The sequence below is a fragment of the Micromonospora aridisoli genome (assembly GCF_056150025.1).
The window spans coordinates 420196-445225 of sequence record NZ_JAXCFK010000005.1; the positions used below are offsets into that span (position 1 = coordinate 420196).

Consider the following 25030-nt stretch of genomic DNA (forward strand, 5'->3'; position numbering starts at 1 on the left):
AGCGACCCAGGAGGAAGACACGAGATGTCGCAGCTCGTCCTGTTCGCGATCGACATCTGCGCGGTGGCGCTGCTCGTCTTCGGGCTCTACTTCCCGAGGCATCGCCGTCGCGACCTCGTCGTCGCCTACCTCGGCGTCAATGTCGGCGTCCTCGCGGTGGCGAGCGCGCTCAGCGCCAGCAACGTCGGCGCGGGGCTCGGGCTCGGGCTGGCCCTGTTCGGCGTACTGTCGATCATCCGCCTCCGCTCGACGGAGCTCGACCAGCACGAGGTCGCGTACTACTTCTCCGCCCTGGCCCTGGGAATCCTGGGTGCCTTGAGCACCACCTCGGTCTGGCTCAGTGCCGGCCTGATGGGTCTCATCATCGTGGTGATGTTCCTCGGCGATCATCCCCGGCTGCTACGCCACTACCGGCATCAGATCATGGTGCTCGACTCGGCCGTCACCGATCACGTCACCCTCGTCGCCCAGTTGGAACAACTGCTCGGCGCGCGAGTGCACGTCGCCACGGTGCAGCGGCTCGACCTGGTCAACGAGACCACCGTGGTCGACGTCCGATACTCGGTGAAGGGCCGCCCCGCCGCGGCCACCGCCGCCATGCCGGCCCAGGCGGGAGCCCACCGATGAGCTTCCCGCCGATCACCTCGCCGCTGACGGGCATGGCCACCATCGGGCTGGCCGAACTCGTCGACCGGGCCGCGTTGCAGACCAGGGTGGACCGCAAGTACCTCGTCCCGCTCGGCCGGCTGCCGAACCTGCTGGAGCAGCTCACCCCGCACGCGCGGGTGTTGGAGATCGACGGTGAGCGGAGCTTCCGCTACGAGTCGGTGTACTTCGACACCCCGATGCTGGCCAGCTACCACTGTGCGGCCTACCGGCGGCGACGGCGCTTCAAGGTGCGTACCCGCACCTACCTCGACTCCGCTCAGTGCTGGCTCGAAGTCAAGATCAGCGGCGCACGGGGCAGCATCACCAAACACCGATTGCCGTACGACCCGCACGACCGCACCACCGTGCGTCCCGGTCAGGACTTCGTCGACGAGGCACTCGTGCGGGAGGCCGTCTGCCCGCCGGCCGGCAACGCTCTCGACCCGGTCCTGGTCACCACCTACCGACGGGCGACCCTGCTGCTGCCGGAGACCGAAAGCCGGGTCACCATCGACACCGGGCTCGCCTGGCAGGCCGGCGACACCTCGCTGCACCTGCCCGACCTGGCCATCGTCGAGACCAAGACCAGCTTCGCCGCCTCGCCGGCAGACCGGATGCTGTGGCAGCGAGGGCTGCGGCCAGCCCGCATCTCCAAGTACGCGACAGGCCTGGCGGCGCTGCGGCCGGACCTGCCGGACTCACCGTGGCGCCGGACCCTGCGCCGTCACTTCCGCACCACCTCGTCGGTGGGCACGGCACCGACCTCCACCACCCACCGTCCCGTTCAGGAGGCATCGTGCGTCTGACCGACCGCAGCGCCGGCACCTCGGCGGCAGCCCTGCGCACAGCGGGGATCGCGGCCGTCGCCGTGCTGGTCGCCGGGCTTCTGCTCCCGTCACCGGCACCGGCTGGTGCCGAGCCCGTCGCCGGCACGTCCACCAGCTCCACCAACAAGATCGACCGGGCCACCGGTCCCGCCGCCGGCACGACAGCGGCGGACGCCGTCGCGGCCGCTGCCGCCGCCGAGGACCTGGTGGGCGACATCCGTTTCTCCGTACCCAGTGGAACCTTCTCCGGCGAGGTGTCGGTGTCGCTGAGCACCACGGTCAGTGGCGCCCAGATCCGCTACACCACCGACGGGCGCCTGCCGAACGCGCAGTCGTCGCTCTACTCCGGACCGCTGCGCCTGACGCGTACGACGCAGCTGCGCGCCCAGGCCTTCGTCGGGCAGACCGCGTCGGGAGCGCCCGGCACCGCCATGTACGTCGCGCGCAACACCAGCACCGCGCACGACCTGCCGGTGATCCTGGTCGACTCGTACGGCACCGGCCGACCCAATCGGGAGTACGTCGACGCCGCCACCATGATCTTCGACCCGAGCGGCGGGACCACCTCGCTGGCCGCTGCTCCCGCCGTGGCCACCCGGGCCGGGGTCCGGCTGCGCGGACAGTCCTCGGCGATGTTCGACAAGACGCCGTACCGCCTGGAGTTCCGGGACAACACCAACGACGATGCCGACTATCCGGTGCTCGGCATGCCGGCCGACTCGGACTGGGTGCTGCGTGGGCCGTTCAGCGACAAGGCCCTGATCCGGGAGGCGTTCGTCTACGACCTCGGGCGGCAGATGGGTCTGCCCGCCCCCCGCTACGCCTTCGCCGAGTTCTACCTGAACACCGACGCCGGCCCGGTCGGTGCCGACGACTACATGGGCGTCTACATGATCGTCGAGACGATCAAGAACTCGAAGAACCGCCTGGATCTCAAGCAGCTGCGCGCCGACGACCGGACGCTGCCGAGGATCACCGGCGGCTACATCTGGAAGTTCGAGTGGATGGCCGCCGAGGAGCCGACCCTGCCCTGCACCGGCCCGGCGGCGACCTGCTGGAACTACCTGGAGGTCGCCGACCCGTCGCCGCTGCAGCCCGAGCAACGGGACTGGTTGCGCAACCACATCCAGGAGTTCCACAACGTGCTGCGAGCACCGAACTTCGCCGACCCGGTCACCGGCTACCGGGCGTACATCGACGTGGACTCGTTCGTCGACCAGCTCATCATCAACGAGCTGAGCCGGGAGATGGACTCGTACATCCGCAGCGCGTACTTCTACAAGGACCGGGACACCAAGATCTTCGCCGGTCCGCTCTGGGACTACGACCTCAGCTTCGGAGTCGGCGGCTTCTTCCAGAACGACCAGACCTCCGGCTGGCAGTACCAGCAGACCCGCCAGCCGGTCGCCAACGACTGGTTCACGCAGTTGTTGCGTGATCCGGCCTTCGTCAACCAGGTGCGGGTGCGTTGGCAGACGCTGCGCCGTGGCCCGCTCTCCGACGCGTCGTTGCAGTCCCGCATCAACGCCCTCACCGGGCCGCTGACCAATGGCGCGCAACGCAACTTCCAGCGCTGGCCCAACCTGAGCACGCGAATGATCGGGCCGTTCATCACGCCGACCTCACCGACCTGGCAGGGGCAGGTCCAGTACATGCGGGACTGGATGCTGCGCCGGGCCGCCTGGCTCGACTCGACCGCAGGCTGGGGCGGGTCCACCACTCCCCCGCCCACCACTCCCCCGCCCGGGCCGACCACGCCGCCGCCGGGGCCGACCACGCCGCCGCCGGGGCCGACCACGCCGCCGCCGGGACCGACCACCCCACCGCCCGGCGGACGCGCCTGCACCGCGACGTACACGGTGACCAACCAGTGGTCCGGCGGCTTCCAGGGAGAGGTACGGGTCACCGCCGGCAGCTCGGCGATCACCGGCTGGACGGTGACCTGGACCTATCCCGCCGGACAGACGGTCACCCAGGCGTGGAACGCGACCGTCACCAGCCAGGGCTCGACGGTCACCGCCCGCAACGTCAGCTACAACGGCAGTCTCGCCGCAGGGGCCAGCACCACGTTCGGGTTCCTCGGCTCGGCGACCGGTGCGCCCAGCACACCGACGACCACCTGCACGGCGAACTGACCGCCGCACGCACACGCTGAGCCGCCCGTCGGGCGGGTTCAGCGTGATCCGCTCACGCTTCGCTGGCGTGGCCGCCGTTGGCGCCGTCGCCCTGATCGCCGAGCAGCACCACCAGGTCGTCGATGCTGTCGACCGGGCGGCCCGCGCCGGCCAGTTCGACCTCGACGCCGTACTCCAGCTCGATGGCGTCGACCAGCCGCAGCAACGCGAGCGAGTCGACGCCGAGAGCGATCATCGACTCACCGGCGAGCACGTCGGCCGCCGTGACGTCACCGCCGGTGGCCTCGCTGACCAGCTCCGCGATCCGCTCGCGCAGGTCGGTGGTGGCCATGCTCAGAACTCCTTTCCGGACCGCCGGACGATCTCGGCGATCTCGGCGATGGTCGGGGTGTCGAAGAAGGCGTCCAGCGGCACCTCCACGCCGAGCCGCTGCTGGATCCGGCCGCTGATCCGGGTGATGTGCAGCGAGTGTCCACCCAGGTCGAACAGGTCCTCGTGCACCCCGATGTCGGGGATGCGGAGCACCTCCTGCCAGATGAGTCGCAGTTGCGACTCCACCGGGTCGCCAGCGACGTCGGACAGGTCGGCGTCACCGGTGGCCGGGCGCGCTGCGGCGGTCGGGGCCGGGGCGCCCGCCGGTTCGGCGCAGACGCCGGCCGGGGCCACCGCCCGGCCGGGAGCCGGCAGCGCGGCCCGGTCGACCTTGCCGTTCGGGCTGAGCGGCAGCCGGTCGAGCGGGACGTAGGCGGTGGGCAGCACGGCCGACGGCAGGCTCAGCGCCAGGTGCCGGCGCAGTTCGGCCGCTTCCACGACGGCACCGGCCCGGCCCACCACGTACGCGACCAACGACGCCTCACCGGCGTCGTCCCGCAGCACCGTCGCCGCTGCGACCACGTCCGGATGGTCGAGCAACCGGGCATCCACCTCGCCCAGCTCGATCCGGTGCCCCCTGACCTTGACCTGGTCGTCGAGCCGGCCGAGGAACTCGATCCGCCCGTCAGGCAGCCACCGGCAACGGTCACCGGTGCGGTAGAGCCGGTCACCGGTCGACCCGAACGGGTCGGGCACGAACCGCTCGGCGGTCAGGTCGTCCCGTCCCCGGTAGCCGTCGGCCAGCCCGGCACCGGCCAGGTACAACTCGCCCGGCAGCCCGACCGGCACCGGACGACGCCCGGAGTCCAACAGGTACGCGCGCACGTTCGACAGCGGTCGTCCGATGGTGACCTCGGAAGCCTCGGCCGGTATGTCGGCCATGGTGGCGTAGACGGTCGCCTCGGTCGGCCCGTACCCGTTGACCAGGCGGGCGGTGCGGGCACGCAGGTCACGGGCGAGGGTGACCGGCAGTGCCTCACCACCGGCGACCGCGACCAGTGGCCGCGGCGCGGTGTCGTCGCCGGACGCGGCGGACCCGCCGAGGCCGGCCTCCAGCAGCACCCGCCAGCCGGACGGGGTGGCCTGCGCGTGGGTCACCCCGGTGGCGGCGAGCAGCCTCAGCACGGCCGGGCCGTCCAACGCGCCGACTCCCGAGGCGACGATCACCCGGCCACCGGTGACCAGCGGTAGGAAGACCTCCACGGTGGAGATGTCGAACGACAGCGAGGTCAGGTGCAGCCACCGGTCCGACGGACCACTGCCCAGCAGGTCACGCACGCCGAGCAGCATGTTGGCCAGCGCGCCGTGGCGCACCGCCACCCCCTTGGGCCGCCCGGTCGAACCGGACGTGTAGAGCACGTACGCCAGGTCGTGCGCGGCCGGTTCCGCCACGGGTCGCGCCGGGTCCGGCCCGTCGAGGAGGTCGATCCGGTCGAGGGCGAGGGTGGGCCGCGCGGTCGCGTCGGCGGTGCGTGTGACGACCAGGGCCGGGGCGGCGTCGGCGAGCACCATCTCCTGACGGGCCGGCGGATGAGCGGGATCGATCGGCAGGTAGGCGGCGCGGCGGCGCAGCACCGCCAGCATGGTCACCACCGCCTGCCAGGATCGGTCCAACGCGACCGCGACCAGCGCGCCCGGTCCCACGCCGTGCCGCTCCAGCACCTCGGCGAGCCGCGCGGCGGCGGTGTTGAGCTGGCGGTAGCTCAGCGTACGGTCGCCGTCGACCAGGGCCGGCGCGTCCGGGGCCTCCGCCACCCGGGCGGCGAAAAGGGCGGTCACGGTCGACTCCGGGTACGGCCGGGTGGTGTCGTTCCATCCGGTGGTGACCTGGTCGAACTCCTCGGCGGGCAGGATCGGCAGGTCCGTGACCGACCGACCGGGGTCGGCGACCGCCGCGGCCAGCAGGGTGCGCAGGTGACCACCGATCCGGCGTACGGCGTCGGTGTCGATGGCCGCCGGACTGTGCTGGAGACTCACCGTGAGACCGGTGGGCCCGTCCACGATCTGCACGTGCAGGGCGTTGCGGGCGGCGCCGCAGAACAGGGTCCAGTCCACCTCGCTGGCCACGCCCGGGAAAACCGGATCGGCGGCGCGCCGCCGGTAGCCGATGCTGACCGGGGTCAGCGCCGGTGCCGGTCGCAGACCGGAGACCGCGTGGGCCAGCGGCACCGCCCGATACCGGTACACCTCGCGCAGCCGGGTCCGGGCGGCACGCGCGTGGTCGGCGAAGCTGCCCTCGGCCGGGTCGGCGGTGACCGGCAGCTCGTTGACGAACAACCCGATCCGGTCGGCCTGGTCCGGGGTTCGGGTGGACAGCGACACTCCGATCGGGACGGCTCCGTTGCCGTAGCGCGCGAGCAACGCGTGCACCGCGGCGAAGAGCAGTTCGAAGCGGGTCACCCCGAGCGATCCGGCGACCCGGTCGACCCCGTCGACCACCGCGGTGGGCAGCTCGACGCTCACGGCGACACCCGGTTCGGCACCGGTCGGCAGGCGGCGCAGGCCCGGCAGGACCACGTCCCGCTGACCGGTCCAGTGCCGCGCCCAGTACGCGCGGGCGGCGGGCAGGTCCGCGGCGACGCGGTGCTGCTCGGCGGCGGCGAGCCCGGCGTACCCGTCGACCGGGAACGCGGGTTGGCGCGGACCACCGTCGCGGGCGGCGGCGTACGCGGCGGCCAGGTCCCGGGCCAGCACGTCCTTGGACATGCCGTCGAAGGCCAGGTGGTGGGCGGTGACCAGCAGCAGGTGGGAGCCGTCGGTGCCGGCCAGCAGGGTGAACCGGGCCAACGGGCCGGTCCGCAGGTCGTACGGGCGAGCGATCTCCTCGGCGATCCGCGCGTCGGTGAGCTCACCGGAGGTGACCGGCGGGCGAGCGTCGGCGGGTGCCAGGCGTGGGGTGCCGTCGTCGTCCCCGGCGACCCGCGCGGACAGGATCGGGTGTCGCTCGGTCAGCGCGGCGCACGCGGCGACGAGGGCCCGACGGTCGAGTCCGGCGGCGAACCGGATGCCCAGGGCCATGTGGTAGGCGGTGCCGGCGACCCCGGCCTGCTCGGTGAACCAGACGGCGTGCTGTGCGTATGTCGCCTCGGCGGTGCCCACATGCGCTCCCATGGTTGTGCTGGTGGTGGTCAGTTGTCGAACAGGTCGGTGAGCTGCCGTTTGAGCACCTTGCCGCCCTCGTTGCGCGGCAACCGGTCCAGCAGCAGGAGCCGGGCTGGCAACTGGTAGTCGGCCAGCCGGGCGGCGAGGAAGCCGCGCAGCGCGGGCAGCGAGAGGCCGTCCGGGTCGGCCTGCGGTCGCGGTACGACGGCCGCGGCGACGGCCGAGCCGAGCACCGGATGCGGTACGCCCACGACGGCCGCCTGAGCGACCAGCGGATGCTCGTGCAGCGCCGCCTCGACCTCAAGGGTGGAGACCTTGAACGCACCCGTCTTGATCACGTCCTGGTGCCGGTCGGTGAGATACAGGTAGCCGTCGGCGTCGATGCGCCCGATGTCACCCATCCGGACCCAGCCGGCCCGGAAGGTGGCCCGGTTGGCGGCGTCGTCGCGGTAGTAGGAGCGCGGGTGGGGCGCACGCAGCCAGACCTCGCCGGTCGTGCCGGCGGGCAGTGGTTCGCCGTCGGCGTCGGCGACCATGAGCTGGCCACCGACCGGCCGGCCCACCGATTCCCGCCGGGACGGGTCGTAGACCATGGTGGTCTGGGCCGGTGCCGCCTCCGTCGAGGTGTAGTAGTTCACGATCGTGGCCGCGGGGAAGGCCACGGCCAGCCGGGCGGCGACCGCCGGGGCCAGGGGCGCGGCGGTGGAGCCGATCAGGTGTACGCCGTTGGTGTCCCGGCCGTTCAGCGCCCCGGAATCCAGCAGTTCATGGGCGATCGACGGGACGACGAACAGGGTTCCGGTGCCGGGTGCCTCGATCAGCCGGGCGAACCGGACCGGCGTGAAGCGGGGCAGGGTGAGCGCGGCGGCCTTGGCCGTGAGCGCGTTGAGCAGCATGGTCTGCCCGGCGTTGGTGCCGATGGCGAAGGCGTGCAGGAACCGGTCCGAATGGGCCAGCGCGAGTCGGCGCGGATGGTTCGGCGCGCCGGCGGTGAGGTTGGCGTGGCTGGCCGCCACCCCCTTGGGTCGTCCGGTGGTACCGGAGGTGTAGAGGATCTGCGCGAGGTCGGCGGGCCGTACGGTCGGGGTCGGGGCGCTCGACGTGGTGACGGTCGGCACCTCGGCGAGCAGTTCGCCACAGGGGTGGACCACGATTCCGGTCGGCACCGACGGTGCCGGCGTACCGTCGCCGTGCACCACGGCGGTGGCCGCGCAGTGGGTCAGCGCGTACCCGAGCTGTCCGGCGGCGAGCCGGTCGGACAGCGGCACGGCGACCCCACCGGCCCGCAACACCCCGCAGTACGCCACGGCGAACCGCGTCCAGTCCCGGGCACCGAACAGCAGGCCGACCCGGTCGCCGGGGCGCAGCCCTCGGCGCACCAGGGCGGCGGCGACGGTCCGCGCACCGGCGGACCATTCGGCGAAGGTCAGCGTGGCCACGCCGTGCACCTCGACCGCCACCCGGTCGGGGTGCACGGCGGTACGCCAGTCGAGCAGGTCGGGCACGGTCCGGGGAGCGGTGCTCGCGTCGGTCACCGGCGACCCACCCGCTCTCCGGTCGCGGTCGCGGCCGGCACCGGGTCACCGTCCGCGCCGGTGACCCTGGTGCGGCGTTCCTCAAGGCCGACGAGGTCGTCCGGTGGGGCGTCGGGGACCTCGTCGTCGAACCGGGCGAGCACGGGAGTGGCCAGCGACACCAGCGCGGTGAGTGCGATGCAGACGCCGAACAGCACGTAGAGCAGCCCGTGTCCGCGTCCCGGTCCGACACCGATGACCACGCCGACGGTGCCGGCCAACGCGCCGTCGGCGAGCAGCATCGGCTCCGCCACCCGGGCCGCGGCGGGGGCGACGAATCCCCAGCCCAGCGGCAGGGTGGACTGCGCGACCATCTGGTTGAGCGCGAAGACCCGGCCGTGGACGCGGGGCGGCACCTTGGTCTGGATGATCGTGTTGTAGACGCCGTTGACGATGCCGAGCGCCAGGTACATGCCGAAGGCGCCGGCGGCGATGAGCAGCAGGTTCGGCCGCAGTCCGGTGATCACGGCGGCCACCGCGATGCCGAGGGTGCCGAGCAGCACCGCCCGCATCCGGCGTCGGCGCGGGCCACCCCAGACGAGCATGACCAGTCCACCGGTCGCCGCGCCGACCCCGCCGGTCAGCGCCACCTGGGCGACCTGGTCGAGGTCGGCGAAGCCGAGTACCAGCGGGGAGATCAGGAACAGCACGGGAAAGAGGAAGAAGTTCAGTGCCGCGAAGAACGCCAGCATGGCGCGGAACTCCCGCCGCCGCAGCGAGTAGCGCAGCCCGGCGATGATCTCCGCGCCGATGCTCTCCCGGCGTTGCAACGCCAGCGTGCGGGGGAACTTCACGACGGCCAGCACGCCGAGCGCGAACAGGTACGAGGCGACGTCGATGAGCAGGATGCCGCGCAGCCCGACGGCCTGCAGCAGCGCCACGGCGAGCAGGGGCACGGTGAACTGGGTGAGACCGACGGCGGTCTGGGCGAGGCCGTTGGCATGGCCGAGGAAGCGCTTGGGTACCAGCTGCGGCACCGCCGAGACGAAGGCGAGGCGCTGGAAGGCCAACGCCACCGACAGCCACGCGGTGAACGGGTAGAAGTGCCACACCTCTACCCGGTCGACCAGCACCAGCGCGGCCATCACCGCGTTCGCGCTCCCGGCCGCGGCGCAGGCGGCCACCAGGACGCGCCGCCGGCTGAAGCGGTCGACCAGCGCGCCGGCCAGCGGCGCGAGGAGCAGGCCGGGCATCAGCGCGAGCACGGCGAAGAGGGCGAACCGGGCGAGCGAGCCGGTCTGGGTGTAGATCCACAGCGGAACGGCGAAGGTGGTCAGCGCGGTGCCCATGCCGGAGACGATCTGACCGGCGGCGACCATCCCGAAGCGGCGCAGGCTCGGCGGGGGTGCGGCACCCACCGCCGTCTTCGCACCGGGTGTCGTGGGCTCGTCGCCGTCCCGCCGGGACACGGCGGCGAGTTGCCAGGCCGGTGGCGCGGCGGTCGCGGTGCGCAGGCCGCTGCCGGGCGGCGGTGCGGCGTCCGCGCCGGGCACGGTGGACGGCACCTCCGGCGGGCTGTCGGCGGGAACCGGGCCGATCGCGGGAGCCGGCGCATCGAGCTGCCGGTGTACGCCGGTGACGATCTCGGCCAGTTCGGCGGCCCGGTACTTCAGGAAGTAGTGCCCGGCCTCGTCGATCACCGCGAGCGCGGTGCGGTCGCTGAGGAAGTGCCACTCCCGGTAGCGTTCCTCGTGGAAGTCGGTGCTGCGGTCACGTTCGCCGACCACCGAGACGATCGGCGCGCGCAGCGGCGTCACCCGCTGCCGCATCAGGTCGGTGAAGTACTCTTCGGACACCTCAGCGTCGTGGCGCATCGCCCGGATCAGGAACCGGACCTCGTCCGGAGCGAGCGAACCGATGTTGGTGCCCTGCGCCTGCAACCAGGTGCGGTAGATCCGGTCGCTGCGAAGCCGTTCGGCCAGCCTCAGCCGCAGCAGCGGGCCGAGCAGGCCACCGGTGGGCCGACCGAACGGAAAGACCGCGCCGAGATAGACGGCCACCAGATCCCGCCCGGCGGCCTCCAACCGCCGGGCGACCTCCACCGCCAGGGCTCCACCGGGACCGCAGTGTCCGTACAGGATCAACGGCCCCGACACCCGTTCCAGCACCTCGGCGACGACGTCGGCGGCGACCTCGTCGATGGGTGCCGGGTCGTCGGCGAGGCCGATGTCGTGTCCCGGCACCGCCACCGAGAACAGCCGGTACCCGGGCGGCAGCGCGTCGGCCAACGGCTGGTACACGACCGCGCTGCCGCCGCCGTACGGGACACAGACCAGGGTCGCGGTCCGCTCCCCGACGGGCACCGACGGGGTCAGTTCGTGCAGCAGGCCACCCGCGCCCGTCCCGGACCCGGCGACCAGATCGGCCAGTTCGCGTACGGTGCGATGGCGGAACAGGTCCATCACGCTGACCGCCGGCGCGGCCCCGCCCACGACGGCGGGCAGTTCCCGCCGCAGCCGGGCGACCACCTGGGTGGCGAGCAGGGAGTGCCCGCCCAGCTCGAAGAAGTCGTCGGTGGCGCCGACCTCGCCGATGCCGAGCACGTCCCGCCAGATCCGCGCCACCAGGGTCTCCACCGGTCCGGTGGGCGGCACCCGCTCGCCATTCGGCGGCTCGTCGGTGGGTGCGGGCAGGGCCTGCCGATCCACCTTGCCGTGTGCCTGCAACGGCAACCGCTCCAGGTGGACCCAGCGGCTGGGCAGCATGTGCTCGGGGAGCCGGTCGGCCAGCCGGCGTCGTAACAGCGTCGGCTCCGGCGCGGCCTCGTCCGGCGCCGACTCCAGGTAGGCCACCAGCCGGTCCTCGCGCAGCAGCACGGCCGCCTGCCGCACGCCGGGGCAGTCCCGCAGCGCGGTCTCGATCTCACCCAGCTCGACCCGGTAGCCACGGATCTTCACCTGGTGGTCCCGGCGACCCAGGAAGACCAGTTGCCCGTCGGAACGCCAGCGGCCCAGGTCTCCGGTGCGGTAGAGGCGGGCGCCCGGCGGGCCGTACGGGTCGGGCACGAACCGCTCGGCGGTCAGGTCGTCCCGGCCGAGGTAGCCCCGGGCGAGCCGGTCGCCGCCGAGGTACAGCTCGCCGGGGACCCCGACCGGCACCGGACGCATCCGCTCGTCGAGCACGTACACCCGGGCGTACGGCAGGGGCCGGCCGATGGGCACCGGTCCGGCACCCGGCGCGTCGGCGGTCACCTCGTACGTGGCGACGCCGACGGTCGCCTCGGTGGGACCGTAGTGGTTGAACACCCGGGCCCGCCCGGCGGCCGCCAGGGGGCGGATCCGCTCCAGGTCGGACGCCTCGCCGCCGAGGATCAACGCACGGGCCGGCAGCAGTCCGTCCGGCTCCGCGTCGACCGCCAGGGCCGCCAGGTGCGACGGGGTGATCTTCAGGTAGTCGATGCGGTGGCGGCGCAACGCCTCGGCCAGTTCCGCGCCGGTGCACCGCCGCGGCAGCAGGTGCACCGTGCCGCCGGTGGCCAGGGCGAGATAGAAGACGGTGACGCTGAAGTCGAAGGACATCGACTGCAACAGGCCGTACCGGGCGGCCGGTGCCACCGCGAACCGGTCGGCGACCCCGTCCAGGTAGCGCAGCACCTGCCGGTGCGCCACGGCCACGCCCTTCGGCGTGCCGGTGGAGCCGGAGGTGTAGATCACGTACGCGAGGTCGTCGGCGGTCGTGGCGGTCGACGGGCGCTCGGTGGGTCCGCTCCCGATGTCGATCTCGTCCAGGTCGACCGCCGTCACCGCGCCGGGCAGCCGGTCGCGCAGCTCGCCGCTGGTCAGCACGACGGTCGGGCGGGCGTCGGCGAGCATCAGGCCGAGCCGGCCGGTGGGCTGCTCCGGGTCGAGCGGCAGGTACGCCCCGCCGGCCCGCAGTATTCCGAGCAGGGTCACGGCCAGCTCGACCGACTGCTCCAGCAGCACACCGACCAGCCGGTCCGGGCCGACGTCCCGGGTACGCAGCCAGTGGGCGAGCTGGTTGGCCCGGCGGTCCAGCTCCCGGTAGGAGATGGTGTCCGGACCGCAGGTCACGGCCGGGGTGTCTGGGGTGGCGGCGACGTGCGGGATGATGAGGTCGGCCAGCGTACGCGCCGGGCCGGTCACCCCGGGGACGTCGTCGCGCTCGGGCCGGCCGAGCGCCAACGTCCGGTCCCGTTCGGCGGGAGTGAGCAGGTCGAGGTCGACCACGGGCAGCTCCGGGTCGGCGACCGCGGCCCGCAGCAGCGTCTCGAGACTCGCCGCCATCCGCCGTACGGTCGCCGCGTCGAACAGGTCGGTGTTGTAGACGAACATGCCGCGTAGGCCGTCCGCGCTCTCCCCGACGTACAGCGACAGGTCGAACCGGGCGCTGGCGGCGTCGGTGCCGACGCCCTCGGCGCTCACCCCGTCGGGCCAGCGGCCGCCCTCCTGCGCGTAGTTCTGCAGGGTGAACAGCACCTGGAAGACCGGGGCACGGCTGACGTCGCGGGGCACGTTGAGTTCGGCGACCAGGCGCTCGAACGGGATCTCCTGGTGGGCCAGGGCGCGTACGACGGTGGTACGGGTGCGTCGCAGCAGGTCGACGAAGCCGGGTTCGGTCGCCGGGATGTCGGCGGTCGCGGCGACCGGGGAGAGGTCGGCGCGGAGGGCGAGGGTGTTGACGAAGAGGCCGACGAGGTTCTCCAGTTCGGGCACCACCCGGCCGGCGACCGGGGATCCGATGGCGAAGTCCCGCTGGCCGCTGTAGCGGAACAGCACGGCCTGGAGGCCGGTGAGCAGGGTCATGTAGAGCGTCGCCCGGTGGGTCCGGCTCAGCCGGCGCAGCGCGGCGGTCAGCTCGCCGTCGAGCGTGAAGCGGCAGGTGTCCCCGGCGTACGACTGCACGGCCGGTCGGGGCCGGTCGGTGGGCAGTTCCAGCGGGGGCACGCCGGCCAGGGCCGCGGTCCAGTAGGCGAACCCGTCGCCGCTCGCCGGGCCGTCGAGGCGGGCGCGTTGCCACGCCGCGTAGTCGACGTAGCTGGTCGCGGGGGCCTCCGGCGGCGTGCCGCCGTCGCGCAGCGCGCCGTAGGTGGCGGCGATCTCGCGCAGGAGCAGGTCCAGTGACCAGCCGTCACTGACGATGTGGTGCATCGCGACGTGCACCAGGTGGTCGCGGTCGGCGAGCCGGAGGACGAGCACCCGTAGCAGCGGCGCGGCGGTGAGGTCGAACGGTGTGTGCACCGAGGCGGCGACCAGTTCACGGGCGTGGGTCTCCGACGTAGCGGCGGTGACGGTGACCGGCACCCGTACCGACGGCAGGACGTGCCCGACGGGTTCACCGTCGGGGTTCTCGGTGAACCGCATGCGCAGGCTGTCGTGCCGGGCGGCGGTGGCGTCGACGGCGGCTCTCAGCACGTCCGTGTCCAGGGGGCCACGCAGTCGTACCGTCGCGTGGATGACGTAAGCGGCCGTGCCGGGGGTGAGCTGTTCGGTGAACCAGATCCGTTCCTGGCCGAACGACAGCCGGGGGTTGATTGTCGGATTGGTGGTATTCAGCGAGATGGTCGCACTCCGGGCCGGTACGTCAACGTTGGTCACGCAGCGCCTCACTCCGATGACGGACGGGAGTCAGTAGTCTGCATGGCGCATGCAACACGGTGGATCGGCTGATCGGTCCACTGTGTAAGACTCGATCGATCGATCCGGTGTCGAAACGGATCGTCGTACCGTCGGGAATGCGCTTCGCCGATGTGGTCGTCCCTGCCGAGTGGGCGTCGGACCCGCTGGCCCACGCCGAGTTCGTCGGCGCGGACGCCGGTACCGCGCCGCCGACCTGGGCCCAGCAGGTGCTGTGGCGGTCGATCACCCGGTTCGGCTCGAACCACCGGTTCCTCAACCTCCGGCGGACGGTCGCCGTGTCCGCTCGGGCCGGTGTGGACGTGGCCCGCGCGGTGCGGGCGGTGGGCGCCCTGGTCGTCCGGCACTCCGCGCTGCGTACCAGGTTGTGCGTGGTCGACGGCGAGCCGCACCAGGAGACGGTCGCGGCCGGAGTGTTGCCGCTGCTGCTCTGTGCCGGCGACGGCGACGGCACCCGGGCCGCCCGGGACGCCGCCGCCCGGCTCGGCGACGTGGCGTTCGACCACACCGCCGAGTGGCCGCTGCGGGTCGCGCTGGTCACCGTCGACGACCGGGTACGACAGGTCGTGCTGGTCTTCAGTCACACCACCGTGGACGCGCACGCCGCCGAGCTGGTGCTGCGGGACCTGCGGCTGCTCCTGCTGCGCGGTGGCCTGCCCACGCCGCCCGGCCTCCAGTCGGCGGACGTGGCCCGGCTGCAGCACGGCGCCGACCGGCGCCGGTCCGAGCGCGCGGTCGGGCACTGGCTACGGGAGTTCCACCGACTGCCCGCCGCGCCGTTGACCCCGACCGGGCCGGGTCTGGACCCCCCGCTGCGCCGGGGCGTGCTGGTCTCCTCCGCCGTGGACACGGCGGCCCGGATGATCGCCGCCCGGCAGCGGGTCAGCGTCTCCGCCGTGCTGGCGGCCGCCTACCAGGCGATGGCCGTCGCGGCCTCCGGACGCGAGCTGGCCGGCCTGTTTCCCATGGCGCACAACCGGTTCCGCGCCGAGTACGGCGACGCCGTCGCCAATCTGGGCCAGATCGGCTTCTGCGTCGTCGACCTGTCGGGTCGTCCCGATTTCACCGAGGTGCTGTCGCGCGTCTGGACCGCCTCCCTCAACGGCCTGCGGCACGCCTACTACGACCCGGCCGCGTTGCGCCGGACATTCGAGGAGCAGGGTGTCGACTACGACCGGGCCTTCCTGCCACACCACTACTTCAACGACGTGCGGCTGCCCGTCGGCGGCGTCGCCAGCGTGCCCGAGACCACCCCGGCCCGCCTGCGGGCCGCGATGAGCCACAGCACCTTCTCCTGGACGGCCGGCCTGCACCAGGCGTCCTGGCACCTGCTGGCCCATGTCGTCGACGAGCCGGACGGGGTGGGTATCACGCTCACCGTCGACACCCGCCACCTCGCCTTGGACTCCGTCGAGCCGTTCCTCCGAGGCCTGGAGGAGTTGCTGGTCAGAGCGGCCTTCGGCGACGTGCCGTGGCCGTGGTCACCGGTCGACGCCGCCGCCTCGGGTGCCGTCCAACCCGCCGTGCCGGCCAGCGACACCGAGGAGGTGCGGTACGCGCGGTTCGCTGGTGGACGTGCCGCCAGCGCCCCGCTGACCTGGGGCCAGCGGGCGATGTGGCGCGACGTCGACGAGTTCGAGTCCCCGGCCGCGTACCGGGCACTGAGCCTCCCCCGTACCCTGACCGTTCCCGCGACGGCGGCGGTGGCCGTGCCACGGGCGGTGCAGGCGGTCGGCGCGCTGCTCGCCCACCACGAGTCGCTGCGCACCCGGTTCCGTCGTCGCGACGAGGAGGTGCACCAGGAGACCACGGCGGCGGGCGAACTTCCCGTCGTCGTCCACCGGGTGGCGCGTCCGACGGAGGATCCCGACGGCCGGTCCGCCGCGGCGGAGCTGAGCACCCGACTGCACGCCACCCGCTTCGACCACGTCGTCGAGTGGCCGTTACGCGTCGCGCTGGTCACCGTCGACGACCGGGTGCGACAGGTCGTGGTGGTGTTCAGCCACTCGACCGTCGACGTGCACGCCGCGCAGATCGTCCTGCACGACCTGCGGTGTCTGCTGATCCACGGGTCGGTGGCCACCCCCGCCGGGCTGCAGGTGCTCGACCTGGCCGAGCGGGAGGGCGACGTCGAGCGGGCACGCTCGCAGCGGGCGGTCAACTACTGGGTCCGGCGGCTGGCGGGACTCACGCCGAGCTTCTCCGACGCGGTGACACCGGGCACGCCCGCTCGCCACCGGCGGGGCTCGCTGGTCTCCCCGGCGGTGCACCACGCCGCGCAGCTGGTGGCGGTCCGGCACCGGGTCAGCACCGCCGACGCGCTGCTGGCGGCGACCGCCGCCGTACTCACCGGCGACACCGGACCCCGGTCCTGCGGGATCGTGGTGATGGCGAACAACCGCTTCCAGCCCGGACACGACTCGGCGATCGGCAGCCTCAACCAGATCGGGCTCTGCCGGCTCGACCTGGCCGACCGGCCCGGCTTCTCGGAACTCCTGGGCCGGGCGCGCGGCGCGGCCCTCGACGCCTACCGGCACGCCTACTACGACCCGGCCGACTGGGAGCGCGCCTTCACCGACCTGGGCCACGATCACCGAAGCTTCCTGGCCGGGTACTGCTATCTCAACGACGCCCGGCTGTCGCGGGACGTCGATCCCGAGGCGATCCGCCTGGCCGAGGCCGACCTGCGGGCGGTCGTGTCCCGTACCCGGTTCCGCTGGTTGACGGAGCTGGAACGGTTCCCGTGGCGCTGCCGCCTCCAGGTGCTCGACGCCCCCGGGGCGGTGGAACTGGTCGTGACCGCCGACACCCGGTACTTCCCGGCGGACCGGGTGGAGCCGTTTCTGCGCGGCGTCGAGCGGCTGCTGGTGGAGGCCGCCTACGGCGACCTGCCGTGGCCGTGGTCACCGAACACCGGCCCGGCACGACCGGCGTCGCCGCTGCCCTGACGCGGCCGGGCCGCAGCACGCGACGCGAGCTGCTGCCGGTACCGTTCCGGTTGGGCAGAATGGCCGGTATGCGAATAGATCTTGCTGGCCGGACGGCGCTCGTCACCGGTTCGACCCAGGGCATCGGCCGGGCCATCGCCGCCGGGCTGGCGGCAGCCGGAGCCCGAGTGGGAGTCAACGGGCGCTCGTCGGATTCGGTCGACCGGGCCCTGGCCGAGTTGGGCGAGGGCGACTTCGTCGCGGTGCCCGCCGACGTGACCACGGCCGACGGGGCGATCGCTGCGGTCGAGGCCCTTCCCCGGGTCGACATCCTGGTCAACAACCTCGGCATCTTCGGCGCCCAGCCCGCATTGGAGATCAGCGACGACGACTGGCGACGGTACTTCGAGGTCAACGTGCTGGCGGCGATCCGGTTGACCCGGGCGTACCTGCCGGGAATGCGCGAGCGCGGCTGGGGCCGGGTCCAGTACATCGCCAGCGACTCCGCGGTGGCGATCCCGGCCGAAATGATCCACTACGGTGTCTCCAAGACCGCCCTGCTGGGCGTGTCCCGCGGCTTCGCCAAGGAGGCCGCCGGCTCGGGTGTCACCGTGAACAGCGTCATCGCCGGGCCCACCCACACCGGTGGAGTGGAACAGTTCGTCCGCTCGCTGGTCGGTGACGACCTGCCGTGGGACGCGGCGCAGCGGGAGTTCATGCTCCGGCACCGCCCGCAGTCGCTGCTGCAACGTCTCATCGAGCCGGCCGAGATCGCGAACCTGGTCGTCTACCTGGCCTCGCCGCTGGCCTCGGCCACCACCGGCGCGGCGGTGCGGGTGGACGGCGGCTACGTCGACGCCATCCTGCCCTGACGTCCGGCGGCGGCGTTACGCCGCGGGCCCGCCCGGGCTCCCGCGCGACGTCGTGTGTCACGGCCCACGGGGTCGGGCGGCGTGGCGGCGGCCACCGGTCGCGGAGCCGTCAGGCACCATCGGCGGCATGGTGTTCCACGGGCTCGCGTACACCGCCACACCGCACGACCGGGCCGCGAGCCTGCGCACCGACCCGGCCCGGGTCGCCGACCTGCTGCGCCTGACCAGCGCACAGGCCAGCGCTGACCTGCGCGGACTCGCCACCACGCTGCCCGGTCCACTCGCCGCCACCCTGGCGTACGCGCGCGGCCTGCTCGACTGGAACCGGCACGCGAGGAACTGCGGCACCTGTGGCGCGCCCACGATCAGCGCCGACGCCGGCCACCTGCGGGTGTGCCGGAGCTCCGACTGTGGTCGGCAGTTGTTTCCCCGGATCGAGCCGGCCGTCATCGTGCTGGTGGAAGGCCCCGGTCCGCAGCCACGCTGTCTGCTTGCCCGCCATCACGGCGCCGGCGCGGATGGCTTCTCCCTGCTCGCCGGGTCCGTCGAGATCGGCGAGAGCCATCGCCGTGGACGGGAACGAACTGCCGCAGGCCCGGTGGTTCACCCGCGCCGAGATCGTCGAGCGGGTCGTGGACGGTCCGGGCTCGGGACCACCCGACTCCATCGGCGGCCGGCTGCTGCGCTCCTGGGCCGGCCTCGACGGGCCCCTGCCCCACCCCGCCGACGCCTGAACCCCGGCCCGCCGGTTAGGCTACCCTAACTCGAACGTGAGGCAGGGGTATGTCACAGACCACGGGGCGACTCATCGGCCGGATGTTCTGGCGCCAGCGCCGGGACACGGCCCTGTGCGCCGCGTTCTGGTCGCTGCATCAGGTGTGTGAGGCGCTCGTCCCGGTGGCGATCGGCCTGGTCATCGACCAGGCCGTCGGGACCGGGTCGACCTCCGCGATGGTCTGGTCCGTACTCGGCATATTCGCGCTGTTCACCGCCCTCACCATGGGTTGGCGGTCGGGTTTCTGGTTCCTCTCCAAGGCGGTGGTCGAGGAATCGCACGAGCTACGGATGCGGGTGGTCCGGCGGGTCGTCGGTGGTCGGGGCATCCGGACCAGACGCCAGAGCGGGGAACTGCTGTCGATCGCCACCTCCGACACCCAGGCCACCGCCGAACTGCTCGAACTGGGCAGTCGCGGGGTGAGCGCGCTCGTCGGCCTGACCGTGTCGACCATCGTCCTGCTGCGGATCGACTGGTCGCTCGGGCTCGGGCTGGTGGTGGGCGTGCCGATTCTGGTGCTCGGGCTCAACGCACTCGGTCCGGTCGTGGGCCGCCGCACCTCGGCGCAGCAGCAGGCGGTCGGCCGGGCCGCCGCCACGGCGTCGGACCTGCTGCACGGGTTGCGACCGCTGCGCGGCTTCGGTGGGGTCGACGAGGCCGTCCGCCGGTACCGCACGGCAAGCCGCACGTCGCTGCGCGCCGGCATCGGCACGGTCAAGGCCGGCGCCACGTTCATCGGCGCCTCCACCTTCACCACCGGTCTGCTGATCACCGCCGTGGCCGCCCTGGCCGGCTCGTTCGCCCTCCAGGGGCGGATCACGGTCGGGCAGCTCATCACGGTGGTCGGACTGGCCACGTTCCTCGCCGATCCGGTGCTCAATCTGGCCGACTGCGTCTTCCGGCTGGCGACGGCACGGGCCAGCGCGGCCCGCGTGGCCGAGGTGCTCGCCGCCCCGGAGCTGGCCCCGTCCGGGGAACGTCCGGCCCAGGCGGGCACATTGGCCCTCGACCGGGCGCACACGGCGGGTCTGGACGGCGTCGACATCGCCGTGGCCCCCGGTGAGCTGCTCGGCATCGTCACCGGGGAGACCGGCACCGCCGACGACGTCACCGACCTGCTCGGCGGCACGCGGTCGCCGGACCGGGGCGAGGTGACGCTGGGCGGCACGCCGACGCGGGAACTCGACCTGGCCTCGTTGCGGCGGACCGTGCTGGTCGAGCCACACGGGGTCGACCTGTTCGGTACGACGCTGCGCGAGGTGCTGCAGACCGGCGACGACCGCGACGACGCCGCGCTGCACAACGCCATGGCGGCGGCCGCCGTGGACGACCTCCTCGCCGACGGCGTCGGGCTGGACCGCGAAATCGTCGACCACGGTCTGAACCTCTCCGGCGGCCAGCGGCAACGGCTCGCCCTGGCCCGCGCGCTGCTGGCCGACCGGCCGGTCACCGTCTTCCGCGACCCGACCACGGCGATCGACGCGGTCACCGAACACGCCATCGCCGAAGGGCTACGCGCTTTCCGGACCGGCGACGGCCGGGCGACCGTGCTGGTCACCACCAGTGCACCGCTGCTCGACCGGTGCGACCGTGTCGTCTTCCTCCGCGCCGGCCGGGTGGTGGCCGTCGGGCGCCACCGCGACCTGCTCGCCGATTCCTCGTACGCGGAGCTGGTGCTGCGATGACCCCCACCGCCACCATCCTGCCGGTCGCCACCGGCCGGGTGACCCTCAACGCCTTCTGGCGGGCGCTGCGGCGCTACCCGGTGCTGGCCTGGACCTCCGTCGGGACGGCGACGGCGGCGAGCGTGGCGGCGGTCGTCGTGCCGATCCTGCTCGGCCGGCTGGTCGACCTGGTGGTGGCCGGTGACACCGTCGGAGCACTGCTGCTGACCTCGGCGTGGATCCTCGGCGCGGGCCTGGCCGCCGCGGTACTCACCGGCGCCGCCAACTGGCTGGTCACCGAGTGGGGCATGCGCGCCTGCGCCGACCTCCGCGAGGAGGTGCTCGACCGGGCGCTGCGCATGGACGCGACCCGGCTGGAGAGCGCCGGGGCCGGCGACGTCGCCTCCCGGGTCACCGAGGACGTGGAGCGGGTCACCGACTCGGTGCGCCTGGCGGCCGGAATCTTCACCGCGCTGGTCACCGTCGTCATCACCTTCGGCGGCTTCGCGAGCCTCGACTGGCGCATCGCCGGGGCGTTCCTGGTCGTCTTCCCGGTGTACGTCATGAGCCTGCGCCGGTTCGTGCCTCAGGCCAAGCGCCTGTACGCCGCCGAGCGGGAGGCCGCGGCGGTCCGTACGCAGAGCCTGTTGACCACCTTCACGGGTGCCCGCACCGTGCACGCGTACGGGATGCAGGAGCGCCAGAGCCGGCGGGTGGACCAGGCATCCCGCTCCGCCCTCATCGCGCGGCTGCGGGCCGTACGCGGATTCCTCTGGTTCGCGAACACGATGAACTACGCCGAGGCGATCGGGCTCACCGCCGTGCTGCTCGCCGGCTTCCTGCTGGTACGCGCGGGCGACAGCACCGTCGGCGACGTCACCGCCGCCGCGCTGCTCTTCCATCGGCTCTTCGGTCCGCTGGGCATGCTGCTGATCTCGTTCAACGACATCCAGTCGGCCGGTGCGGCGCTCGCCCGGCTCGTCGGCATCGCCGGGCTCGACGTGCCCGCGGTCCGGCCGACCGGTCCGGTCTCCGCATGGTCACCGACGGGCATCACCGCCAAGGCGGTGTGGCACCGCTACCCGGGCGGCCCGTCCGTCGTGCGGAACGTCTCGATCGAGGTCGCCGCGGGCGAGTCGCTGGCGATCGTCGGGGAGAGCGGGGCCGGCAAGACGACCCTCGCGGCCATCCTCGGTGGCGTCTTCCCCGCCGCCGAGGGCGAGGTGTGGCTGGCCGACCGTCGGATCGACGAGCTGCACCCGACCGAGCTGCGCCACACCGTCGGTGTCGTCACCCAGGAGGTCCACGTCTTCGCCGGCCCCCTCGCCGACGACCTTCGGCTGGCCGCCCCGCACGCCACCGACGAGGAGCTGCACGCCGCCCTGCGGCTGGTCGGAGCCGACGACTGGGTCACCGCGCTGCCCGACGGGCTGCTGACCCGGGTCGGCGACGGCGAGCACCCGCTCACGGCCGGTCAGGCGCAACAGGTGGCGTTGGCCCGGATCGCGCTGCTCGACCCGCCGATCGTCGTCCTCGACGAGGCCAGCGCCGAAGCGGGCAGCGCCGGGGCGCGGCAGCTCGACCAGGCAAGCGCCGCCCTGATCCGCGGCCGCACGGCAGTCGTGGTCGCCCACCGGCTCAGCCAGGCGCACGCCTGCGATCGGATCGCGGTGATGTCGCACGGCCGCATCGTCGAACTCGGCAGCCCGGAGGAGCTGGTCGCGGCCGGCGGCCGGTACGCCGAACTCTGGTCGGCCTGGCGGCGCTGATCCGTCCGGGTCTTGGACCCGCCAGCCGACGCGGCGTTGCCGGACGGTTGACGATCCGTCCGGCAAGACCGGCGTTGGCCGACCTGTGTCCAGGGCCGGACCGCGTGCTGACGGTTCCTGGAGTCAGGAGCCCGTGCCCGGACCCTTCGGATCCACCGGCGGCGACGGGACGGGACTGGGCAGGTCCACCGGCGGCGACGGGACCGGACTGACCGGGACAGGACTGGGCAGGTCCACCGGCGGCGACGGGACCGGACTGACCGGAACGGGACTGGGCAGGTCCACCGGCGGCGACGGGACCGGACTGACCGGAACGGGACTGGGCAGGTCCACCGGCGGCGACGGGACCGGACTGACCGGGACAGGACTGGGGAGATCCACCGGCGGCTGGTCGACGGGAGCGGACGGCGGCGGGGCGTCCCGGTTCACCGCCGCGAACGCCAGCGGCGTGCCGACCATGAGGGCGGCGACGACGCCTGCCACCCCCACGGAGACGGTGAGGGTACGACGCCTGCGCGCCCGGTCGACGGCGGGATCTGCCAGATTCATCGGAACTGCCTCCTCGGCGAGATCGGTAAGGGTGGATCGGATGAGGTCGTCGAACGGGGTGTTCATCGCTTCAGCTCCAGCGCGAGTTCGGCACCGGGCAGCACCTCGCGCAGCCGAGTGACCGCCCGGTGGGTCCGGCTGCGGACCGTCCCGACCGAGCAGCCGAGCACCTCGGCCACCTGTTGCTCGGGCAGGTCCTCGTAGTACCGCAGGACCAGCACCGCGCGCTGCGCCACGGGAAGGCGCAGCAGGGCCGCCCGCATGGCCAGCCGCAGGTCGGCGTGGTCGCTGTCGTCCGGGTGTTCCCGCTCGACCGGCGAGCCGACCAGCGTCTCCCGTAGTCGTCCCCGGCGCCGCCACCAGCTGACCCGCTCGCGGTACATCACCGCGCGCACGTACCCCTCGGGGTCCTCGTGCCGGATCGTCGGCCATTTGACGTACGTCTTGGCCAACGCCGACTGCACCAGATCCTCGGCGGCATGCTGGTCGCCGGTGAGCAGGTAGGCCGCCCTGATCAGGGCGGCGCTCCGGCTCTGCGCGAACTCGCCGAACCTGGCTCTCGCCTTGTCGTCCAACCGCTCATGCTCCGTCCGGTACGCCTCATTCACCACCACAGACGCACGGGACCGCGCCCACTATCCATGAGATGCCCGTCTTCCTGGCTGGCGGTTGGTTCCGACGTGGTGGCCCCCACCCCGATCATCGCGGTCGGTCCGCCGAATTCCGGACAGGTTGAGCGAGGTCCCGACCGTGATCGCGGGTTCGGGCCTGTCGCCGGCCCCACCGGTCGCTAGGGTCGTCCGCGTGGATCTGGACGACATCGCCGCCCGGCTCGGGGTACCCGTCGAGGAGATCGAACGAGTGCACCGGCTTGCCGGCGACCGGGCATCGGCTCCGCTGCCCGCCAGGGCCGACGCGCCCGCGCTCCTCGACCGGCTCGCGGTGCGGCCGGACGACGCCGCCGAAATCATGGCGGGCTGGCCCGAAGCCGGGTCCCCGCTGTGGACCCCGGAGTTGCGCTGGCTGCTCGACCGCTCGATCGCCCTGGTCCGTGCCGATCTCGGCGGCCACGAGTGGCTACCACCCGGTCCGGCGCTACCCCGCGACCGCGGTCCCGCCTGGCGGCATCTCTACGTCTACGCGTACCTGGCCCTGGTCGACGTGGTCCTGGGGTACCACCGCGACCACGAGATTCCCGAGTCCGTGTCCTGGGTGACCCTCGCGGACCTGGGCCGCAATCTCGCGATCGACCGGCGGATGAACCGCGAGGGCTGGCCGGTGATGCAGAGCTGGCTGACGCTGCACGCGCGCGGCGGCGTCTACGAGTTGGGCCGGCTACAGCACCACCGCGGGGGCAGCGCCATCAGCCTGCACATCCCCGAGTCGGGGCCGATGACCCCCGAGGCGATCGATGCGTCGCTCGACCTGGCCCGAGCGTTCTTTCCACGCCACTTCCCCGACGAGCACTACACGGACTTCGCCTGTGGCTCGTGGCTGCTCGACCCGCAGTTGCAGGAGTACCTGCCCGGGGACTCCAACATCGTCCGGTTCCAGCGCCGGTTCGAGTTGGAACCCTACGAGGAGCCGGAAGGGATAGACGCCGACGTCGAGGTGCTGCGCTTCGTGTTCCGCAGCCTGACCACCCCGCTCGACCAGTTGCCACGCCACACCGCGCTCCAACGCGCGGTCATCGACCACCTGAAGGCCGGTCGGCACTGGCAGTGGCGCAACGGCCGCTTCCCGATCTAGCTCGAGCGAGCGACATTCGCAGTCCGAACGGCGAGGGCACCGGCCGGCAGCGCCAGGCCGGCGACGTGCAGCGAACGGACCACCGTCGCGGCGAGGACGGTGGCCCCGGGCAGCAGCGGCACGAGCGCCAGACCGACGGCGGCGACCAGCGCGGCGGTGCTCCAGAACAGCGCCGGACGGCGGTGCGCCGGTGCGGCGGTACGCGCGACCTTCGCCACCTCCCGGGAATCGTGGCATGGCGGTGCGGTCTGGCGTGCCGGTGCCGTCGTCACTGCCCGCCCGCCGAGGCGCGCGGCGAGGACCACCGTCAGCACGGCGCCGACGACAGTGCTCGTCAGATCCGAGACCGTCCACCAGGCGACGTCGGTGACGCTCGACCAGTGGAGACCGAACACCACCCGAAGCCAGTCGTCGGTGTGCGTCTTGTCTGCCGGATCGCCGTCCACCTGCGCCGGACTCGATCGACACATGTG

The 25030-nt window shown here is 72.9% G+C and carries 16 protein-coding genes and 2 pseudogenes; 10 read left to right on the forward strand and 8 right to left on the reverse strand.

Going from position 1 to position 25030, the window contains the following annotated elements:
• Window positions 1-24: 24 nt before the first annotated feature.
• The 4 genes and pseudogenes from SM447_RS13945 to SM447_RS13960 all read left to right on the forward strand — a co-directional run.
• Window positions 25-627, forward strand: coding sequence for a DUF4956 domain-containing protein (locus tag SM447_RS13945; protein ID WP_474573185.1), 603 nt, complete (start codon window positions 25-27; stop codon window positions 625-627).
• Window positions 624-1454, forward strand: coding sequence for a polyphosphate polymerase domain-containing protein (locus tag SM447_RS13950; RefSeq protein ID WP_474573186.1), 831 nt, complete (start codon window positions 624-626; stop codon window positions 1452-1454). The genes SM447_RS13945 and SM447_RS13950 overlap by 4 nt, the downstream gene beginning before the upstream one ends.
• Before the next feature lie 227 nt (window positions 1455-1681).
• Window positions 1682-3151: pseudogene (locus tag SM447_RS13955) on the forward strand (CotH kinase family protein); the annotation flags it as partial.
• A 30-nt stretch (window positions 3152-3181) separates the two neighbouring features.
• Window positions 3182-3610 (forward strand): annotated as a pseudogene (locus SM447_RS13960) (cellulose binding domain-containing protein); the annotation flags it as partial.
• Between the two features lie 52 nt (window positions 3611-3662).
• Here SM447_RS13960 and SM447_RS13965 read toward each other — a convergent pair.
• From SM447_RS13965 to SM447_RS13980, 4 genes are read right to left on the reverse strand one after another with little or no spacing between them, the layout of a single operon-like run.
• Window positions 3663-3941 (reverse strand): acyl carrier protein, encoded by a 279-nt coding sequence (locus SM447_RS13965; protein ID WP_474573187.1) that lies wholly within the window; start codon window positions 3939-3941, stop codon window positions 3663-3665.
• A 2-nt stretch (window positions 3942-3943) separates the two neighbouring features.
• Entirely contained in the window at window positions 3944-7093 is a 3150-nt protein-coding gene (locus SM447_RS13970) for a non-ribosomal peptide synthetase (RefSeq protein ID WP_474573188.1), read from the reverse strand.
• A gap of 17 nt (window positions 7094-7110) precedes the next feature.
• Window positions 7111-8619 (reverse strand): class I adenylate-forming enzyme family protein, encoded by a 1509-nt coding sequence (locus tag SM447_RS13975; RefSeq protein WP_474573189.1) that lies wholly within the window; start codon window positions 8617-8619, stop codon window positions 7111-7113.
• Entirely contained in the window at window positions 8616-14213 is a 5598-nt protein-coding gene (locus tag SM447_RS13980) for a non-ribosomal peptide synthetase/MFS transporter (protein ID WP_474573190.1), read from the reverse strand. Before SM447_RS13980 ends, SM447_RS13975 begins: the two co-directional genes overlap by 4 nt.
• 107 nt (window positions 14214-14320) lie before the next feature.
• On the opposite strand from SM447_RS13980, the gene SM447_RS13985 reads away from it, so the two are divergent.
• Both SM447_RS13985 and SM447_RS13990 read left to right on the forward strand, forming a co-directional pair.
• On the forward strand, window positions 14321-17200 hold the full coding sequence (locus tag SM447_RS13985) for a condensation domain-containing protein (protein ID WP_474573191.1): 2880 nt from the start codon (window positions 14321-14323) through the stop codon (window positions 17198-17200).
• 68 nt (window positions 17201-17268) lie between these two features.
• The gene (locus tag SM447_RS13990) at window positions 17269-18051 is read left to right on the forward strand and encodes an SDR family NAD(P)-dependent oxidoreductase (RefSeq protein WP_474573192.1); all 783 of its coding nucleotides are present in this window, start codon (window positions 17269-17271) and stop codon (window positions 18049-18051) included.
• A gap of 109 nt (window positions 18052-18160) precedes the next feature.
• On the opposite strand, the gene SM447_RS13995 is transcribed toward SM447_RS13990, so the two are convergent.
• Window positions 18161-18616, reverse strand: coding sequence for a hypothetical protein (locus tag SM447_RS13995; RefSeq protein ID WP_474573193.1), 456 nt, complete (start codon window positions 18614-18616; stop codon window positions 18161-18163).
• Window positions 18617-18620: 4 nt separating this feature from the next.
• Between SM447_RS13995 and SM447_RS14000 the strand changes: the two genes are divergently transcribed.
• Genes SM447_RS14000 through SM447_RS14010 form a run of 3 tightly spaced genes read left to right on the forward strand, consistent with a single transcriptional unit; the run spans window position 18621 to window position 22259 of the window.
• Complete coding sequence (locus SM447_RS14000; RefSeq protein WP_474573194.1) at window positions 18621-18785, forward strand: hypothetical protein; 165 nt, start codon at window positions 18621-18623, stop codon at window positions 18783-18785.
• A gap of 49 nt (window positions 18786-18834) precedes the next feature.
• Window positions 18835-20511 (forward strand): ABC transporter transmembrane domain-containing protein, encoded by a 1677-nt coding sequence (locus SM447_RS14005; RefSeq protein WP_474573195.1) that lies wholly within the window; start codon window positions 18835-18837, stop codon window positions 20509-20511.
• A complete protein-coding gene (locus SM447_RS14010) occupies window positions 20508-22259 on the forward strand; it encodes an ABC transporter ATP-binding protein (protein WP_474573196.1) in 1752 nt (583 codons plus the stop codon). Before SM447_RS14005 ends, SM447_RS14010 begins: the two co-directional genes overlap by 4 nt.
• A gap of 123 nt (window positions 22260-22382) precedes the next feature.
• On the opposite strand, the gene SM447_RS14015 is transcribed toward SM447_RS14010, so the two are convergent.
• The gene (locus SM447_RS14015; protein WP_474573197.1) at window positions 22383-22874 is read right to left on the reverse strand and encodes a hypothetical protein; all 492 of its coding nucleotides are present in this window, start codon (window positions 22872-22874) and stop codon (window positions 22383-22385) included.
• Entirely contained in the window at window positions 22871-23383 is a 513-nt protein-coding gene (locus SM447_RS14020) for a SigE family RNA polymerase sigma factor (RefSeq protein WP_474573284.1), read from the reverse strand. The genes SM447_RS14015 and SM447_RS14020 overlap by 4 nt, the downstream gene beginning before the upstream one ends.
• Window positions 23384-23612: 229 nt before the next feature.
• On the opposite strand from SM447_RS14020, the gene SM447_RS14025 reads away from it, so the two are divergent.
• On the forward strand, window positions 23613-24557 hold the full coding sequence (locus SM447_RS14025) for an acyltransferase domain-containing protein (RefSeq protein WP_474573198.1): 945 nt from the start codon (window positions 23613-23615) through the stop codon (window positions 24555-24557).
• Here SM447_RS14025 and SM447_RS14030 read toward each other — a convergent pair.
• Window positions 24554-25027, reverse strand: a complete 474-nt coding sequence (locus tag SM447_RS14030) for a hypothetical protein (protein WP_474573199.1) — start codon at window positions 25025-25027, stop codon at window positions 24554-24556. The two genes, SM447_RS14025 and SM447_RS14030, sit on opposite strands and share 4 nt — an antisense overlap.
• Window positions 25028-25030 lie beyond the last annotated feature (3 nt).

Coding starts and splice junctions, on each gene's coding strand:
- SM447_RS13945 (WP_474573185.1), top strand. CDS start 25: ATGTCGCAGCTCGTCCTGTTCGCGATCGACATCTGCGCGGTGGCGCTG.
- SM447_RS13950 (WP_474573186.1), top strand. CDS start 624: ATGAGCTTCCCGCCGATCACCTCGCCGCTGACGGGCATGGCCACCATC.
- SM447_RS13965 (WP_474573187.1), bottom strand. CDS start 3,941: ATGGCCACCACCGACCTGCGCGAGCGGATCGCGGAGCTGGTCAGCGAG.
- SM447_RS13970 (WP_474573188.1), bottom strand. CDS start 7,093: ATGGGAGCGCATGTGGGCACCGCCGAGGCGACATACGCACAGCACGCC.
- SM447_RS13990 (WP_474573192.1), top strand. CDS start 17,269: ATGCGAATAGATCTTGCTGGCCGGACGGCGCTCGTCACCGGTTCGACC.
- SM447_RS13995 (WP_474573193.1), bottom strand. CDS start 18,616: ATGGCTCTCGCCGATCTCGACGGACCCGGCGAGCAGGGAGAAGCCATC.
- SM447_RS14005 (WP_474573195.1), top strand. CDS start 18,835: ATGTCACAGACCACGGGGCGACTCATCGGCCGGATGTTCTGGCGCCAG.
- SM447_RS14010 (WP_474573196.1), top strand. CDS start 20,508: ATGACCCCCACCGCCACCATCCTGCCGGTCGCCACCGGCCGGGTGACC.
- SM447_RS14015 (WP_474573197.1), bottom strand. CDS start 22,874: ATGAACACCCCGTTCGACGACCTCATCCGATCCACCCTTACCGATCTC.
- SM447_RS14030 (WP_474573199.1), bottom strand. CDS start 25,027: ATGTGTCGATCGAGTCCGGCGCAGGTGGACGGCGATCCGGCAGACAAG.